Below are 16,189 nucleotides of genomic sequence, written 5' to 3' on the forward strand. Positions count from 1 at the left end.
CCCTTATTTGCCCTGGAACACCGGCGCGCGCTTTTCCAGGAACGCGCGGCGCGCCTCCTGCGCGTCCTCGGTCTTGGCGATGGCCGCCGTCATGTCCTGCTCGTAGCGGTAGCCGTCGCGCAGGCTCATGTCTTCGATGGCATTGAGGGTTTGCTTGGCCAGCACGGTCGCCAGCGGACTCTTGGAGGCCAGCTCGCGTGCCAGTTCCATGGCGCGGTCAATCAATGCATCGGCGGGCACGGCGGCTTCGACGATGCCCAGGCGATAAAGCTCGTCGCCGTCGACCCGCAGGCCGGTCAGCATCATCCGGCGCAGGCGGGAGTGACTGAAGAGCCGCATGCCATGGCGGCCACCGCCCAGCAGTCCGACATTGATCTCCGGCAGTCCCACGACGGCGGTGGACGCGGCGATCAGGATGTCGCAAGAGGCCACGATGGCCAGCCCCGCACCCAGCGCCGCGCCGTTGATCGCGCCCACCACGGGCTTGGCGCATTCACGGATGGCATGAAAGCACTCCCGCGTGCGACGGGAATGCTGCGGCAGGTCGCCCGGCCCCTTGATCGTTTCACCGCGGCTCTTCAGATCGGCGCCCGCGCAGAAGATCTTGCCCTGGCCCGACAGCACCACCGCCCGCACCTCGGGCGTCTCCGAAATGCGGTCCAGCACCCACGACAGTTCGTTCATCATGTCGGTGCTGAGCGCGTTCACGGGCGGATTGGCCAGCAGGATGGTGGCGACGCCGTCGGCGATCGTGACTTCCAGCGCGCGGTAGGGGCCAGCCAGGTTCTCCGGCATGCTCATGTCTCTCTCCTTTTTTGTTCAGATGATCTTGCGGTCGCGGTAGTCCTGGATCTGTTCGGCGGACAGGCCCAGCTCCGCCAGCACGTCGGCGGTGTGCTGGCCCAGCAGCGGCGGCGCGGCGTCGGCGCGCAGCGCGGCGCTGCCAAAGCGCAGCGGGTTCATCACCTGCGGCACCGAGCCCGCGGCCGGATGCGGCAGACGCCGCAGCATGGCGCGATGCACGACCTGCGGGTCTTCGAAGACTTCGGGAACGGTATTGATGGAGCCTGCCGGCACACCGGCCTTTTTCAGCGCCGCCAGCCAGTGAGCGCGCGGCTGGGTCAGGAAAATGGCGTCCAGGATGGGATCCAGGGAGTCCTGATTGCGCACGCGCTGGCTGTTGGTGATGTAACGCGGGTCCTGCGCCAGCGCGGGCTGACCCAGCATGTCGCACAGCGTGGCGAACTGCCCGTCGTTGCCCACCACGATCACGATGTCGCCATCGGCGCACGCGAAGGTGCGTTGCGGCTGGATGTTGGGATGCGCGGTGCCGGTGCGGCGGGGCACCTTGTTGCCCAACAGGAAGTTCATTGCCTGATTGGCCAGCAGGCCGACCTGCACGTCCAGCATCGCGACGTCGATGTATTCGCCCTGGCCGGTCTGCGCGCGGCGCAGCAGCGCGGCGACGATGCCCAGCGCGGCATACACGCCGGTGGTCAGGTCCACGATCGGCACGCCGACCTTCTGCGGACCGCCGCCGGGCTTGTCGTCCCGTTCGCCGGTAACGCTCATCAGGCCGCCCATGGCCTGGATCAGGAAGTCGTAGGCCGGTTCGGCGGCGCGCGGCCCGGTCTGCCCGAATCCGGTGACAGAGCAGTACACCAGGCGCGGATTGATCTTGGAGAGCGAGTCGTAATCCAGCCCCATGCGCGCCAGCGTGCCGACCTTGTAGTTCTCCAGCACCACGTCCGCATCGCGGCACAGTTCCTTGACGAGCGCCTGGCCTTCCGGCGTCTGCAGGTCCAGCGTGATGGAGCGCTTGCCGCGGTTGGTGGCAATGAAGTAGGCGCCGTCCTTGGTGTCCTGGCCCTGCTCGTCCTTCAGGAACGGGGGCCCCCAGGAGCGCGTGTCGTCGCCCTGGCCCGGCCGCTCGACCTTGATGACGTCAGCGCCCAGGTCGGCCAGGATCTGGCTGGCCCAGGGACCGGCCAGAATGCGGCTCAGGTCCAGCACTTTGAGATTCGATAACAGCGGCTGCAAAGCCTTCTCCTTGACTGCGGTATGTGCAGGCAGTCTAGGAGTTGGCGGGCGCTGCGGGAGGGGCCCGCAGGCGCAAAGCTGTTATGCGGTTCGGTCCGCGCCGGTCAGGCGCGGGCCCGAGGGCAGGATGGATTTCCGGCTTCAGCGTCCCGTGTCGGGATAATTGGGCCCGGCGTCACTGAAGCCGCCAGAACTGTACGGGTTGGCCGCGCCGGGATGCGGCGGTCCGCCGGGGCCGCTGCCGCAGCCCCCCAAGAGCAGCGTGGCGGCAAGGAGAGTAAGCAGGCGCTTCAGGGGGGATGTCATGGAGGTCTCCTGCGTCTGCCCCTCAGCAGGCGCGTGGCTCGCAGCGTATGCGCGGATTATAGGCCCGCAGTCTTCGCCTTGATCCGGGGTTTTGCGCAACGCGCGCGGTACGCGTTCACCGGTTCGGAATCCGCGGGATGAAAGTACGGGTGCGGGTAGCCTGCTTCGCGCAGCGCCGCATGCAGGCGAACGCCCCACACGCATTCGCGCTGCGCTTGGTCCCACAGCCGCGCGGCCAGGTCTTTTTGACCGCTGCGCCACAGCGTCAGGCCGTATTCGGCCGCGATTTCTTCGTCGCGCGGCAGGTCGCGGTAGGCAAGACGCATCAGGCGCAGGCCTTCAGCGGTCTGACCGCGCAGGGCCAGAATCCAGCCCAGCGTGCCCTGGTTGTACGGACGCGGGCCGACGCGCTCCAGCGAGCGGCGGGCCTGTTCCTCCGCTTGCGGCAGGTAGTCGGGGAAGTCCGCCAGGAAGTAGGCGGTGTTGTTCGCCAGGTCAGTTGCGTCGGCGGCGCGTTTTTTCGATTGCCGGGCCTGCAGGACGTTCGAATCCTCCAGCACCAGATCGGGCATGCCGAGCAGGCGTTCCACTTCCAGCCGCTTGCGCCGGTCGGCATCGTCGACCGGCTTGAACATGTCCGGAAACGGCCGCTGCCGTGTCTGCAGCAGCCAGTGCCGCGCCAGATCGGCCTGGCCCGCGGCCAGCAGCAACCGCGCCAGATCCAGCTTCTGCTCCGCGCTGCGGGTGCAGCGCATGGCGCCGATCAGCGCGCGGGCGCCGTCCGCATCGTTCTGCGCGAACTTGCGGTTGACGGCGTCCAGCTCCGCAAAGCACTTGCTGTCGCGCGTGACGTCCGCATCGATATGCAGCGACACGGATCCCGCCGGGACGTCGTGACTGAAGTAGGCCGTCGCGCCCTGCCGGGTGGTGTAGCCCAGGTCCACCCATTGTTCGCCCCAGCGCTGGGGCATGGTCATGATGTACGGCCAGGCAGGCAAGGGCTCGGTGCTGCCGCTGCGCTGCAACTGGAAGAAGTGCCCCCAAGGCCCGTCGCCGATGCGGCGGATCAGGGTGAAGTCGTCTTCCGTATGCGGCAGCGAGGTCCGGATCTGCGCCGTGCGGCCCTCGGCGTCGGTGACGCCATGCAGGATGCCGTCGCCGGAAGGGGTATCGAGGATCTCGTCGTTCGAGCCGGTTACGAAGACGCGGTACGGCGTATGCGGCGCGGGGGCGGGGCCATTGCCATCCATCAGCGTCAACGTCAGGCTGCGCGTGCGGCTTGGGGTGTCTGACACCTGCGCGGTCGCCGTGCCTGCCGGAGCCGCTGCATGCGCGGCCGGCGCGGCCAGTCCCAGCACGGCCGCCAGGCATGACGCCGAGGCGGATGCGAACCAGGCTGGGCGCGATGCGGCGTCGGGAAGTGCGGATGAGGCGGATTGTCCGGAACGGTGCTGCGGGTGCTTCATGGGGACTGCCAGTGGCGCCGGGCGCGGCGAGCTGCCACGGCGGTAGGGGAGATGGCCTGCCAAGGCAGGGCGCTGCGGCGCAAGCGCGAGCCGGATTGTGCATCACAAACCGAATGCGTAGCGGGCTGCGGGATCCGATGCGCGTGGCGGCTTTGCGCCGCTGACAGTCCCGCGCCCGCGTCAACGTGTGGCATCCTCGCGCCTTCGCCATCCCTGCAATGCCCCATGTCCAAACTCATTCTGCGTACCCTGGACCTGTCCCTCCTGTCCTTTGCCGCCGCGCTTTTCGGCGCATGCCTGACGTCCTTGCTGCAGACCGGTGACCTCGGCTGGGTGGTCCCCGACGCGCCGTACATGTTCTCGGCGCGCGATTTCTACGCCCAGGCGGTCCTGGCGGGCCTGGCCGGCGTGCTGATGCTGATCGTGGCCGAGCGCCCGGCCAAGCTGCGCCAATCCTCCTCCTGGCGCCTCGTGGCGACGTTTGCCGCCGCGCTGTTCGCCCTGTACCTCGCGCCGCCTTCGCCGCAAGTGTTCGGCAACACCTGGGCCCCCGGCGAGGCCACGCGCGAACTGTTTCTGGCGCAATGGCGCCTGGTCCTGCCCATTGCCCTCGCCACAACTGCGCTGCGGTGGGGTTTGCACCGGCTTTTGCGCTAGGATTGTCGTCACCCAACCCCGCCTCCCCCGGAGATACCCTGCATGTCCTCCCTAGACGCCTTTGCCATCACCAAGAAGTGGCCCGCCCAGCATCCCGACCGCATCCAGCTTTATTCGCTGCCGACGCCCAACGGCGTGAAGGCGTCGATCATGCTGGAGGAGACCGGTCTGCCCTATGAAGTCCACCGGGTCGCCTTCGATACCAAGGACCAGTTCACGCCCGAGTTTCTGTCGCTCAGCCCGAACAACAAGATCCCGGCCATCCTCGACCCGAACGGGCCGGACGGCAAGCCGCTGGGCCTGTTCGAGTCCGGCGCGATCCTGGTTTACCTGGCCAGCAAGGCCGGCCAGTTCATCCCGGCGGACACGGCGGGTCGCTTCGAGACGCTGCAATGGGTGATGTTCCAGATGGGCGGCATCGGCCCGATGTTTGGCCAACTGGGCTTTTTCCATCGGTTCGCGGGCAAGGACTATGAAGACAAGCGCCCGCGCGACCGTTATGTGGACGAGTCCAAGCGCCTGCTGGCCGTACTGGACCAGCGCCTGGAAGGGCGCGACTGGGTGATGGGCGACCAGTACACCATTGCTGACATCGCCATCTTCCCGTGGGTGCGCAACCTGGTGGGCTTTTATGACGCCGGCGACCTCGTCGGCTTTTCGTCGTTCAAGAACGTCGCGCGTGTGCTGGACGCGTTCGTGGCGCGGCCCGCGGTCGCCAAGGGTCTGACCATTCCGGGCTGACCGATGGAACTGCGCCAGCTCCGTTACTTCGTGCGGGTGGTCGAGGCCGGCAGCATCGGCCGGGCGGCCATGTCGATCGGCATGGTCACGTCGGCGCTCAGCCAGCAGATCAGCCGTCTCGAAGGCGAACTGTCCACGCGGCTGTTGCAGCGCAGCGCCAGCGGCGTGGTGCCCACGGACGCGGGGCTGGCGTTTTTCCGGCAGGCGCAACTGGCGCTGCGCCACGCCGATGACGCCGTCCAGGCCGCCCAACAGGCGCGGCTGGCCGGGCACGTCAGCGTCGGCCTGCCGTCCACGACGGCGGCGGTGCTGGGCGCGCCTTTTCTGCAGGCCATGAATGCGCGTTATCCCGACATCCGGCTGCATCTGGTCGAAGCGCTGTCCGGGCATCTGACCGACATGCTCAACGGCCGCCTGTTGGACCTGGCCATCGTGTTCCATGCCGAATCCGCACGCCGCTGGAGCGTGATGCCGCTGCTGGACGAGCCCCTGTTCCTCTTTGCCCGGCCCGGCATGCCCGGCTTGCCGGCTGGTGACACGACGCGGCTGGAGGCCATTGCCGACCTGCCGCTGGTGCTGCCCAGCGGCCGCCACGGCTTGCGCGCGCTGGTCAACAACGCCTTCCTGCAACTGGGCCGCACGCCCCGGGTGGTGGCCGAGGTCGATGGTCTGTCACTGCTGATGGACGTGGTGCAGCAGGGCGCCGCGGCGACGATCCAGCCCAGTTCGGCCACCGCGCGCATCGCGCCCGGCCAGTTGCAGATGGCGCGCATCGACGACGCGCATCTGTTCCGCTCCAACCTGCTGGCCAGCCTGTCGGACGAGGAGCTGTCGCCCGCGGCGCTGGCCGCCCGTCTGGTCATGGCCGACGTGTCCCGCACCCTGGCCCGCGAAGGCAAGTGGGCCGTGGTCGCCCTTCACGAATCGTGAATACCCGTTGACGCCTGCCTGATATCGCACCGGCGCGCCGCTGCGTAGAGTCTGCCCCTTGAATTGGGGAAGATGGCATGGTCGACGTCTTGGTGATTGGTGGGGGCAATGCGGCGCTGTGCGCGGCCTTGATGGCGCGCGAAGCCGGCGCCAGCGTGCTGCTGCTGGAAGCGGCGCCAAAGGAATGGCGGGGCGGGAATTCCCAGCACACGCGCAATCTGCGTTGCATGCACGATGCGCCGCAGGACGTGCTGATCGACGCGTATCCCGAAGAAGAATACTGGCAGGACCTGCTCAAGGTGACGGGCGGGCTGACCAACGAACACCTGGCGCGGCTGGTCATCCGCGAGTCCTCCACCTGTCGAGACTGGATGCGCCGCCACGGCGTGAACTTCCAGCCGCCGCTGTCGGGCGCGCTGCATGTAGCGCGCACCAATGCGTTCTTCATGGGCGGCGGCAAGGCGCTGGTCAACGCCTATTACCGCAGCGCCGAAGCGCTGGGCGTGCAGATCCGCTACAACGCGCCGGTCGATTCGCTGGACCTGGACAACGGCCGCTTCGTGGCCGCGCGCATTGGCGACGAGCGCATAGAGGCCCGCGCCTGTGTGCTGGCCGCAGGGGGCTTCGAGTCCAACCGCAAATGGTTGCGCGAAGCCTGGGGTCAGAACGAGCGCGGCGAATGGCCGGCCGACAACTTCCTGATCCGCGGCACGCGCTTCAACATGGGCGTGCTGCTGAAATTCATGCTGGATGCCGGCGCAGACGGCATCGGCGACCCCTCCCAATCGCATTGCGTGGCCATCGACGCCCGCGCGCCGCTGTATGACGGCGGCATCTGCACGCGCATCGATTGCGTATCGCTGGGCGTGGTCGTCAACCGCGACGCCGAGCGCTTCTACGACGAGGGCGAGGACTTCTGGCCCAAGCGTTATGCCATCTGGGGGCGCCTGACGGCCATGCAGCCCGGCCAGATCGCCTATTCCATCATCGACGCCAAGGCGATCGGCCGCTTCATGCCGCCGGTGTTTCCGGGCGTGAAGGCCGACACGTTGTCCGAACTGGCGCAAAAGCTGGGGCTGGATGCGGCCACCTTCGAGAAGACCGTCGGGGACTACAACGCGGCCTGCCGCGTCGGCAAGTTCGACCACACCGCGCTGGATGACTGCCATACCGAAGGCCTGACGCCCGCCAAGACGCACTGGGCACGGCCCATCGACACCGCGCCGTTCTACGGCTATGCGCTGCGGCCCGGCATCACCTTTACCTATCTGGGCCTGAAGGTGGACGACACCGCCGCAGTCCGTTTCAACGATCAGCCCAGCGACAACCTTTTTGTCGCGGGCGAAATGATGGCCGGCAACGTGCTGGGCAAGGGATACACGGCGGGCGTGGGCATGTCCATCGGCACGGCCTTTGGCCGTATTGCCGGCACCCGCGCCGCCGCCGCGGCGCTCGGCCAGAACCCTGCGGGAGCACACCGTGAAGCAGCTTGAAGCCCTGGCCCGCGAGGCGCAGTCTTTTTCCACCAGCCAGTCCGGCCCCATTCCCTCGCCGGCGCCGTCGCCTACCGAGCAGCCGGTGCATTTTCACGCGCGGGGCGCCAAGCCGCTGACCGAAACACTGACCGGCGACGAAACCGAAGTGGCGCGCGTCATGCAGATCTGCAACGCCTGCCGCTATTGCGAAGGCTTCTGCGCGGTGTTTCCGGCCATGACGCGCCGCCTGGAATTCGGCAAGGCCGACCTGAACTACCTGGCCAACCTGTGCCACAACTGCGGCGCCTGTCTGCACGCGTGCCAGTACGCGCCGCCGCACGAGTTCGCCGTCAACGTGCCGCAGGCCATGGCCAAGGTGCGGATGCAGACCTACACCGACTACGCGTGGCCCGCCGCGCTGGGCACGCTGTACAAGCGCAATGGCCTGGCGCTGTCGCTGGCCACGGCCGCCGGTCTGGCGCTGTTCCTGGTGCTGGCGGTGGTGATGGCGGGCGGTCTTTTTCATGAGCCGATGGCGGGCAATTTCTACGCCGTGTTCCCGCACAACACGCTGGCGCTGATGTTTGGCGTGGTGTTCGGCTTTTCGATGCTGGCGCTGGCGGTGGGCGTGACGCGGTTCTGGCGCAATGTCAGCCCGGGGGCGGCGTCGGGCGCGGCGGTCGCCGAGGCGGCGCATGATGCGTTGCGCCTGCGCTATCTGGACGGCGGCCACGGCAAGGGTTGCAACAACGCCGACGACGCCTTCACGCTATGGCGCCGGCGGTTTCACCATTTCACGTTCTACGGCTTCATGCTGTGTTTCGCGGCCACGTGTGTCGCCACGCTGTACCACTATCTGCTGGACCAGCAGGCGCCGTATCCGATCCTGAGCGCGCCGGTGCTGCTGGGCACCGCGGGCGGCATCGGCCTCTTGATCGGCCCCGCCGGCTTGCTGTGGCTGAATTTCAAACGCCATCCCCTGCAGGGCGACGCGGCGCAAAAGCCGATGGACCGGGGCTTCATCGTTCTGTTGTTCCTGACCAGTGCGACGGGCTTGGCGCTCTTGGCCGGCCGCGACGGCAGCGCGATGGCGCTGCTGCTGGCGATCCATCTTGGCGTCGTGATGGCGTTGTTCCTGACTTTGCCCTACGGCAAGTTCGCCCATGGCATCTACCGCTCGGCCGCGCTTTTGAAGTGGTCCATCGAAAAACGCCAGCCCAACAAGCTGCAGCTCGGTTCGGACTGACCGGACCGGCCTTATCGCCGGCCTGACGGCGCCCGCTCGAGGCGCCGCAGCCGGCCACAACCCTGGAGACTCCCATGTTCCGCACTCGTTTGCTGGCGCGCTGCGCGCTGGCCGCCTGTCTGTCGCCGGCCCTGCCGGCCGCGCACGCCCAGACCTTTCCCGCCAAGCCGATCACGCTGGCCGTCCCGCATTCAGCGGGGGGCACGTCCGACATCCTCGCCCGCACCGTCGCCGCCGAAGCCGCCAAGACGCTCGGCCAGACGATCGTGATCGACAACAAGGGGGGCGCCAACGGCACCATCGCCGCCAAGCAGGTGGCGTCGGCCGCGCCGGACGGCTACACGCTGCTGCTGGCCACCGCCAGCACGCACGGCATCAACCCGTCGTTGTATTCCCGCATTTCGTACGACGCGGTCAAGGATTTCACGCCGGTCACGCTTTTGGCCACCGTGCCCAACGTGCTGGTGGTCGGCCCCAACGTCAAGGCCAAGAACGTGCAGGAGCTGATCGCGTTCATCCGTTCGCAGGGCGACAAGACCAACATGGGCTCGGCGGGCGCCGGCACGCCGGGACACCTGGCGGGCGAAATGTTCAAGAGCGAGGCGAAGCTGGAATTCACGCATGTGCCGTACAAGGGCGGCAGCCCCGCGATCACGGACCTGATCGGCGGCCAGATCGACTTCATGTTCACCACCATTCCGGGCGTCCTGCCGCACGTGAAGGCGGGCACGTTGCGCGCCTTGGCCGTGACCTCGCCCGAGCGCTCGTCCGCAATGCCCGACGTGCCGACGATGGCTGAATCAGGCCTTCCGGGCTTTCAGGCGGTGTCGTGGCATGGCATCGTCGCGCCGGCCGGCACGCCGGACGCGGTGGTGGCCAAGCTGAATCAGGCGTTGACCGGCGCGCTGGCCTCGCCCGAGGTCAAGCAGCGCCTGCTGGAAGAGGGCGCGCGCGCCTCCAGCGTGAACACCGCCGAATTCGGCAAGTTCATCCAGACCGAGATCGCGGCGTGGGCGAAGGCGGTCAAGGACTCGGGCGCCACGGCAAACTGAAGCAGAATGCGGTCGCGCGGCCTCTCCTGGCCGTTCGTGCTTTCTAAAGAGGGGCTTTGCCGGGCGTCAGACGGGCGGATGAGCGCGAATCCGCCATGCTAGGATGCCCCGCATGTTGATTGCCGCCTTGCTTACCTCGCTGGCCCTGACCTCAGGCCATGCCATTGAGTACGACCTTCCATGCTTCTTTGCGGACAAGGAAGCGGAAGGCTCCCTCGAACACGTCCAGCACTGCGCCCGCGCCACGAACGGTAGTGTCGAATTCCGCCCCGCCGTGATGGCGCGCATGGATTTCAGCAAGGATGGCCTGTCACCCGCAACGGCCAATGGCTCGTGGCACTGGGTGCGGCCCGACGGACGTGCCGTCGCCGTGGTCACGTTCGATAATGGCGCCGACGATTTCGAGGAAGGCCTGACGCGCGGCCAGTGGGAAGGCGGCATGGCCTACTACGACAGGCAACTCAACCGCGTGCTGGCCACGCCTTACGACTGGGTCGACCGCTTCGAGGGCGGCCTGGCCGCGGTATGCAAGGGTTGCCGTATCGAACGCACGCGCGACGGCGAACACAGTTACGTCACGGGCGGAGAATGGGGCGCCATCGACCGCGAAGGGCGGCTGGTGCTGCCCATGCGGCCGGATGCGATGTCGTTGCGGGCAGAGATGGAGGCGGCGCGCGGCGCGCCCCGTCTGCTAGATCAGCCTTAGAACTTGTAGCGCAGTTGCGCGTACACGTTGCGCGGCGCGCCGTAAAAGACCGAGTTGTAGCTGCCCATGCCCGAGTAATAGTGCTTGTCCAGCACGTTGTTCAGGTTCACGGTCAGCCGCAGGTCTTTGCTGAAGTCATAGCCCGCCATCAGCCCCAGCACGCCAAAGGCGTCCTGCGTGAACCGATAGTTGTTGTCGCCGATGTCCTGCGAGAAATACGTATTGCTCTGCCACAGCATGTTCGCGCCGACGGTCAGGCGGTGCCAGTCGCCCGGCAGTCGGTACGCCGTGGCCAGCTTGAAAAGGTGTTCGGGCTGCGTGGTGCTGACCCGCTTGCCGTCACGGTCGCGCGAGCGGCTGTAGGTATAGCCCGCGTTCACCTGCCAGCCCGGCATGACTTCGCCGGACACCTCGAGTTCGACGCCGCGCGTGGTCACACCCGGAATCGCGATATAGGCGGTGCCGCCCGACGGCGTGGACGCGCCGCTGGGATCCAGCTCGGCGACGTTGTCCTGCTTGAGCTGGAACAGGGCGATGCTGGTGTTCAACCGGCCGTCCAGGTATTCGCCCTTGGCGCCGATTTCGTAGCTCTTGCCGGTCAGCGGATCCAGCTGGCGGTCGTTGGCATCGAAGTTGTAGGCCTGCGGCTTGAAGACGTCGGTATAGCTGGCATACACCGTGTGCTGGCTGTCCAGGTCATAGGTGATGCCCGCGTAGGGGATGAACTTGTTGTCGACGGTGGTGGCGTAATGCGAACTGCGGCCGTTGCCCAGACTGCCGTCCAGGCTCCATTCGTAGTCCGTCCAGCGGCCGCCCAGGATGACACCGAGCCGATCCGTGGGACGCAGCACGGTCGCGCCGTACAGGATCTTCTGGTTCACCAGAATGTTGTGCGTCAGCCACCATTCGTACATGTCGGGCTCGACGGCGTTGTTGTTCCAGTTGAAGGCGTCGTCGATCAGCGAATCGGTATTCCTGTCGTAGCGGTTCGATTGCGAATGCGTGCGCGCGGCGTTGTAGCCCAGCACCAGTTCATGCTGGCGGCCGAACAGGGTGTAGGGACCGGACGCCTGGAAGTCGATGGTGTTCTCGCGCGAATCGGTGTTGAAGCGCGCCGCGCCGCCCGTGTAGAAGCCGTGATCGATGTTGTGCGTGTCCACGTCGATCAGGGCGCTGCTCATGCCGGAGATCAGTTCGCGCGAACGGTAGTTGCGATGCGCTGCGGCCAGCTTGATGCGCCATCCGCTGTCGAACTGGTGATCGATGTCCGCGAAGACGCGGGTCGTGTCCTGGTCGCGCCAAGCCCATTTGTCCGCGGGGTTGGTCGAACGCGAGAACCGGACCCGCGATCCGTCGGAGAAGAATGCCGGCAGATGCGTGTTGCTGGTGCCGTCGTTATTGTTCTGCTGATAGTCCACGCCGATGGACGCCTTGGTGCGCGGCGTCAGGTCGGCTTCCAGGATGCCGTAACCGACGTACTCCTTGCCGCTGGCGTAATCCATGTAGCTGCCGCGGGTCTCGGCGGTGCCGACCACGCGGCCACGGATCTTGCCGTTCTCAGACAGCGGGCCGCCCAGGTCGACTTCGCTGCGGTAGCGGTCCCACGAGCCGGCGCCCGCGCTCAAGCTGCCTTGAAATTCCTGCGTGGGGCGCTTGCGGATGAAATTGACGACGCCGGACGGGTAGCCTGCGCCGTTCACCAGACCGGTTGCGCCTTTCAGGATTTCAATGCGGTCATAGATGACCGTGTTGGTGATGCTGTAGTTGTCGCGGACGTTGCCGCCGTCGCTGGACAGGCTGGGCAGGCCGTCGAACTGGAAGTTCTGCAACTGAAAGCCGCGCGAGTAGAAGCTGTAGCCTTCCGAATTGTCCTGGACGACGGTGATGCCGGGCGTCTGTTCCAGCGCGCCCGCGACGCTCACGATGCCCTGGTCATCCATCTGCTGGCGCGTGATGACGCTGACCGATTGCGGCGTTTCGCGCATCGTCAGGCGCATGCGCGTGGCGGACGAAGACTCGGGCATCGTGTACGAGCCGGTGCCTTCGCTGGGCGGAATCACGCCGTTGGCGGTGACCACCACAGGTTCCAGCGCGGTCACCGCGCTGGCCGCCGGCAGCGGCCGCACGGACAGCACGCCGCTGCGGGTGACGACGAGTTCCAGTCCGGTGCCGGCCAGCGCCTGTCTTGCGGCCGCTTCGGCGCTCAGGACGCCGCGCACTGGCGAGGCCTGCTTGCCGGCCACCAATTCGGCGCCGGCGGAAATGGGTTTGCCGCTCTGCAGCGAGATGCGGCTAAGGGTATCGGCCAACGGCGCGGCGGGCAGATCGTAGGCCAGAGTGGCCTGTTGCGCGGCGGCTGTCGTGTCCTGGGCGTGGACCGGCCGGGTCAGCACGCAGGCGGCGAGCGCGCAGGCGACGAGCGCGGCGCCGGGGGGCAGGGGAAATTTCATGTTGGCAGGGGAAGCAGTGAGTGGATTTCGGTTGCGTCACTAGTCATGACGGCGACCGATCTGAAATCCCCTCACTGCCAGCGGATTTTTTTAGGCGGCGTCCACCAGCGTCAGCCAGGATCCGTAGCGATGCACCCGGATGGGCAGCGTGTCGCCCAGCGCTTCCAGCGCCGTCACGCCCTTGACGATGGGTACGGCAGCCTTGACCGCGCGCAGCAGCTTCAGCCCCTTGCCCAGGTACGGGGAACGCAGAAAGCCCCAGACCTTGGGCAGCGCCTGGCCCATGCGGCCGGGCGGCGTGGTTTCCAGCAGCGCGTCCACCTTCACGCCTGCATTCAGGTATTGCCAGGCCACCAGATACAGCAGCGGACCGCAACCGGCCAGCACGGTGCGATCGGACGGCACGACGCCGGAAGACTTCAAGAGGATCTGCGCTGCGCCCGCCGTGATGACGCCCGGCAGCGTCCAGCCCGGAATCGGAAACGGCCGCTCCTGTGCGCCGGTGGCCAGCAGCAGGCGGCGCGCGTGCACGATGCGCGCCTCGCCCCCTACCGAATACGCCACCTCGAAGCCTTCCGCTGATTCGGGCGCCGTGCGTTGGGCCACGGCCCAGACCGTCGCACCGGGCACGTAGCGCGCGCCGGACTGCTGGAAGGGCGGCACCAGCGTCGCGCCGTGCCAGTAGTCTTCGCCCAGGATGCCGCGATCGGTGACGGGTGTGGTGGTGATGGCGCGGTAGATCTGGCCGCCCGGCGCGGGCTGCTCGTCCAGCAGCACGGTGTCCACGCCCAGATTGGCGGCCAGCGTCGCCGCCGCCAGACCCGCCGGGCCTGCGCCCACCACCAGCAAATCGCATTGCGTCGTGTCGATCATGCCTGCACCTTGCGCGCACCCAACTGGCGCTCGATCTTCATTCCTTCCCGCACGGGCGTCATGCAGCCCTGCTGGTTCGCTTGCCCGTCGATGGTGACCAGGCAGTCGTAGCAGACGCCCATCATGCAGTACGGTCCGCGCGGCACCTCATTGACCGCCGTGTCGCGACAGGCCTGCACGCCGCCCGCAAACAGCGCCGCCGCCACGCTGTCGCCCTGACGGCACAGCATCTCGGCCCCATTGACCGTTACCCGCACCGGCGCGCCCTGCGCCTGCCGCTGCGCCTCGTCAAGCCGCTTGAACATGAAACCTCCGGGTCGAGAAGGGCGCCATGTCGTCGGCCAGGCTGCCGGCGGCGATCATGGGCGCCAGGTTGAGCGCATGTGCGGCGGCAAGCGTCACGCCGCTGTGACAGGTGGCGACGAAGGCCCCCGGACACGTTTCGGATTGCTGATAAATGGGAAAGCCGTCCTTGGACATGACGCGCAGCGCCGCCCAGCTTCGCACCACGCGCACGTCGCGCAGCGCGGGCAGCGTGCGCACCGCGCGGTCGGCCAGCGTGCCGAGGATCGGCAGGCCCACCAGGTTGTCCACATAGCCGGCCTCTTCCTGCGAATCCCCGATCAGCCAGGTGCCTTCGTCGGTCTGGCGCAGCGTGGACAAGGGGGTTTCCAGCATGCGGCGCGTGCGCTCCAGCACGACGATCTGGCCGCGCTGCGGGCGCACCGGCACGTCCAGTCCCACCTGTTCGCCCAGCTGCTTGTTGGACAGGCCCGAGGCCAGCACCACCTTGTGCGCGCGCACCGTGCCGCCGGGCGTGGCGATATCGAACACGCCGTCACGCAGGCGGATGTTCTGCGCCGGACGCTGCGGCAGGTAATCCACAACCCGCTGTGCAAAACTCATGTGCAGCGCGCGCAAGAGCTTCAGCGGATTGGCGATGCCGTCCACCGGCGTCCACGTCGCGCCGCGCACATCGGGCCCGATGCCCGGCACCAGATCCGCGACTTCGGCGCGGTCCAGCATCTTCCAGTCGTATTGCGCCATGCCGGGCTGGGCAAGCAGCGTCTGCATGAATCGCGTGCGCGCCTCGACCTCTTCATCGCTTAACAGCGCGTGCAGCCCGCCGCGCTGCTCCAGATGCACGTCGACCCCGGTCTCTTCCTGCAGCAGCGCGGCAAGTTGCGGCCAGCCCTTGGCCGACGTCATCGTCCACACGCCGTAGCGCGGCAGGCCCATGCCCTTGCTCTGCACCCACACCAGCCCGAAGTTTCCGCGCGAGGCCCGGTAGGCCACGTCGCCCTCGTCCAGCACGGCCACGTGGTCCAGCTCGCGCCGCAGCCCGTAGGCCACCGCCGACCCGACCAACCCGCCCCCGATCACCACCGCATCGTAAATGCCGCGGTGCACGGGCGCGCGCGGCGCCACTTCTTTCTCGTCCGTCATCAGCGTCCCTTTCCTACAAACAGCTTCTCCAGACCGACGGCGCGGTCCAGGATGAATATGGCAATGATGGTCACGTAGATCAGCACCGCCGACACGGCTGTGACCAGCGGGTCGATGGTGTCTTCGATATGCAGGAAGATGCGCACCGGCAGCGTGGTGGTGGACGGCGACGCGATGAAGATCGACATCGTCAGTTCATCGAAGCTGGTGATGAACGCGATCACCCAGCCGCTCACCACGCCCGGCAACAGCAGCGGCAGCACCACGCGCCGGAAGGCCGTCCAGTTGGACGCACCCAGCGATTGCGCCGCGCGTTCCAGGGCCGGGTCGATGCCTGCCGCCGACGCCAGCACCAGCCGCAACGCATACGGCATGACCAGGATCACGTGCGCCACCACCAGGCCGAAATACGTGCCGGCCAGATCCACGGTCGTGAAGAACTTCAGGAACGCCAGGCCCAGCACGACGTGCGGAATCATCAGCGGCGACAGAAAGAACGCCACCAGCGCCTCGCGGCCCGGGAAGCGATTGCGCGCGATGGCCAGCGCGCTGGGCACGGCCAGTGCAATGGCAAGCGTGGCCGACAGCGTGCCCAGACCCAGGCTGAACCAGAATGCATCGACAAAGCGCGGGTTGTCCAGGGTGGCGCGGAACCAGCGCAGCGACAGCCCACCGGACGGCAGTGAGATGAAGCCTTCGGACGTGAACGCCACCGCGCACACCATGACGATGGGCGCCAGGATGAAGAGGATGAACAGCGTGTGGAAGACGAGGCCGATGGGGCCATTGCGAAATTGCATG

Annotated in this window: 15 protein-coding genes and 1 pseudogene; 7 read left to right on the forward strand and 9 right to left on the reverse strand. The window is 67.2% G+C overall.

What is annotated here, in order from left to right; translation table 11 throughout:
- Window positions 1-3: 3 nt before the first annotated feature.
- The 4 genes from B3446_RS20170 to B3446_RS20185 all read right to left on the reverse strand — a co-directional run bounded on the left by B3446_RS20170 (window position 4) and on the right by B3446_RS20185 (window position 3,812).
- Window positions 4-801: an enoyl-CoA hydratase/isomerase family protein gene (locus B3446_RS20170; RefSeq protein ID WP_291384436.1), complete on the reverse strand. Its 798-nt coding sequence runs from the start codon at window positions 799-801 to the stop codon at window positions 4-6.
- 18 nt (window positions 802-819) lie between these two features.
- Window positions 820-2,040 (reverse strand): CaiB/BaiF CoA transferase family protein, encoded by a 1,221-nt coding sequence (locus B3446_RS20175; protein WP_291384438.1) that lies wholly within the window; start codon window positions 2,038-2,040, stop codon window positions 820-822.
- A 141-nt stretch (window positions 2,041-2,181) separates the two neighbouring features.
- Entirely contained in the window at window positions 2,182-2,346 is a 165-nt protein-coding gene (locus tag B3446_RS20180; protein ID WP_291384440.1) for a hypothetical protein, read from the reverse strand.
- Between the two features lie 56 nt (window positions 2,347-2,402).
- Window positions 2,403-3,812, reverse strand: a complete 1,410-nt coding sequence (locus B3446_RS20185) for a hypothetical protein (protein ID WP_291384442.1) — start codon at window positions 3,810-3,812, stop codon at window positions 2,403-2,405.
- A 225-nt stretch (window positions 3,813-4,037) separates the two neighbouring features.
- Here B3446_RS20185 and B3446_RS20190 point away from each other — a divergent pair, with 225 nt between their 5' ends.
- The 7 genes from B3446_RS20190 to B3446_RS20220 all read left to right on the forward strand — a co-directional run bounded on the left by B3446_RS20190 (window position 4,038) and on the right by B3446_RS20220 (window position 10,619).
- Window positions 4,038-4,469, forward strand: coding sequence for a hypothetical protein (locus B3446_RS20190; protein ID WP_291384444.1), 432 nt, complete (start codon window positions 4,038-4,040; stop codon window positions 4,467-4,469).
- 42 nt (window positions 4,470-4,511) lie between these two features.
- Complete coding sequence (locus tag B3446_RS20195; RefSeq protein WP_175122464.1) at window positions 4,512-5,210, forward strand: glutathione binding-like protein; 699 nt, start codon at window positions 4,512-4,514, stop codon at window positions 5,208-5,210.
- Window positions 5,211-5,213: 3 nt separating this feature from the next.
- Entirely contained in the window at window positions 5,214-6,140 is a 927-nt protein-coding gene (locus B3446_RS20200; protein WP_191578027.1) for a LysR family transcriptional regulator, read from the forward strand.
- 77 nt (window positions 6,141-6,217) lie between these two features.
- Entirely contained in the window at window positions 6,218-7,633 is a 1,416-nt protein-coding gene (gene tcuA / locus B3446_RS20205; RefSeq protein ID WP_291384449.1) for an FAD-dependent tricarballylate dehydrogenase TcuA, read from the forward strand.
- Complete coding sequence (tcuB, locus tag B3446_RS20210; protein ID WP_291384451.1) at window positions 7,620-8,861, forward strand: tricarballylate utilization 4Fe-4S protein TcuB; 1,242 nt, start codon at window positions 7,620-7,622, stop codon at window positions 8,859-8,861. The genes tcuA and tcuB overlap by 14 nt, the downstream gene beginning before the upstream one ends.
- 74 nt (window positions 8,862-8,935) lie before the next feature.
- Window positions 8,936-9,913, forward strand: coding sequence for a Bug family tripartite tricarboxylate transporter substrate binding protein (locus B3446_RS20215; RefSeq protein WP_191578025.1), 978 nt, complete (start codon window positions 8,936-8,938; stop codon window positions 9,911-9,913).
- 112 nt (window positions 9,914-10,025) lie between these two features.
- The gene (locus B3446_RS20220; RefSeq protein WP_291384454.1) at window positions 10,026-10,619 is read left to right on the forward strand and encodes a WG repeat-containing protein; all 594 of its coding nucleotides are present in this window, start codon (window positions 10,026-10,028) and stop codon (window positions 10,617-10,619) included.
- Here B3446_RS20220 and B3446_RS20225 read toward each other — a convergent pair.
- From B3446_RS20225 to B3446_RS20245, 5 genes and pseudogenes are all read right to left on the reverse strand, one after another.
- Window positions 10,616-13,069: a TonB-dependent siderophore receptor gene (locus B3446_RS20225; RefSeq protein WP_291384456.1), complete on the reverse strand. Its 2,454-nt coding sequence runs from the start codon at window positions 13,067-13,069 to the stop codon at window positions 10,616-10,618. The two genes, B3446_RS20220 and B3446_RS20225, sit on opposite strands and share 4 nt — an antisense overlap.
- Before the next feature lie 153 nt (window positions 13,070-13,222).
- A pseudogene (locus B3446_RS20230) lies at window positions 13,223-13,942 on the reverse strand (FAD-dependent oxidoreductase); the annotation flags it as partial.
- Window positions 13,939-14,247, reverse strand: a complete 309-nt coding sequence (locus B3446_RS20235; RefSeq protein ID WP_056327675.1) for a (2Fe-2S)-binding protein — start codon at window positions 14,245-14,247, stop codon at window positions 13,939-13,941. The gene B3446_RS20235 and the pseudogene B3446_RS20230, both read right to left, overlap by 4 nt.
- A complete protein-coding gene (locus B3446_RS20240; protein ID WP_291384460.1) occupies window positions 14,231-15,388 on the reverse strand; it encodes an NAD(P)/FAD-dependent oxidoreductase in 1,158 nt (385 codons plus the stop codon). Before B3446_RS20240 ends, B3446_RS20235 begins: the two co-directional genes overlap by 17 nt.
- Window positions 15,388-16,188, reverse strand: coding sequence for an ABC transporter permease (locus B3446_RS20245; RefSeq protein ID WP_291384462.1), 801 nt, complete (start codon window positions 16,186-16,188; stop codon window positions 15,388-15,390). The genes B3446_RS20240 and B3446_RS20245 overlap by 1 nt, the downstream gene beginning before the upstream one ends.
- Window position 16,189: the final 1 nt, after the last annotated feature.

The sequence above is a fragment of the Achromobacter sp. UBA5777 genome (genome assembly GCF_002418565.1).
Taxonomy (GTDB): Bacteria; Pseudomonadota; Gammaproteobacteria; order Burkholderiales; family Burkholderiaceae_B; genus Achromobacter; species Achromobacter animicus.

Coding starts and splice junctions, on each gene's coding strand:
- B3446_RS20170 (WP_291384436.1), bottom strand. CDS start 801: ATGAGCATGCCGGAGAACCTGGCTGGCCCCTACCGCGCGCTGGAAGTC.
- B3446_RS20180 (WP_291384440.1), bottom strand. CDS start 2,346: ATGACATCCCCCCTGAAGCGCCTGCTTACTCTCCTTGCCGCCACGCTG.
- B3446_RS20185 (WP_291384442.1), bottom strand. CDS start 3,812: ATGAAGCACCCGCAGCACCGTTCCGGACAATCCGCCTCATCCGCACTT.
- B3446_RS20190 (WP_291384444.1), top strand. CDS start 4,038: ATGTCCAAACTCATTCTGCGTACCCTGGACCTGTCCCTCCTGTCCTTT.
- B3446_RS20195 (WP_175122464.1), top strand. CDS start 4,512: ATGTCCTCCCTAGACGCCTTTGCCATCACCAAGAAGTGGCCCGCCCAG.
- B3446_RS20200 (WP_191578027.1), top strand. CDS start 5,214: ATGGAACTGCGCCAGCTCCGTTACTTCGTGCGGGTGGTCGAGGCCGGC.
- tcuA (WP_291384449.1), top strand. CDS start 6,218: ATGGTCGACGTCTTGGTGATTGGTGGGGGCAATGCGGCGCTGTGCGCG.
- B3446_RS20215 (WP_191578025.1), top strand. CDS start 8,936: ATGTTCCGCACTCGTTTGCTGGCGCGCTGCGCGCTGGCCGCCTGTCTG.
- B3446_RS20220 (WP_291384454.1), top strand. CDS start 10,026: ATGTTGATTGCCGCCTTGCTTACCTCGCTGGCCCTGACCTCAGGCCAT.
- B3446_RS20225 (WP_291384456.1), bottom strand. CDS start 13,069: ATGAAATTTCCCCTGCCCCCCGGCGCCGCGCTCGTCGCCTGCGCGCTC.
- B3446_RS20235 (WP_056327675.1), bottom strand. CDS start 14,247: ATGTTCAAGCGGCTTGACGAGGCGCAGCGGCAGGCGCAGGGCGCGCCG.
- B3446_RS20240 (WP_291384460.1), bottom strand. CDS start 15,388: ATGACGGACGAGAAAGAAGTGGCGCCGCGCGCGCCCGTGCACCGCGGC.
- B3446_RS20245 (WP_291384462.1), bottom strand. CDS start 16,188: ATGCAATTTCGCAATGGCCCCATCGGCCTCGTCTTCCACACGCTGTTC.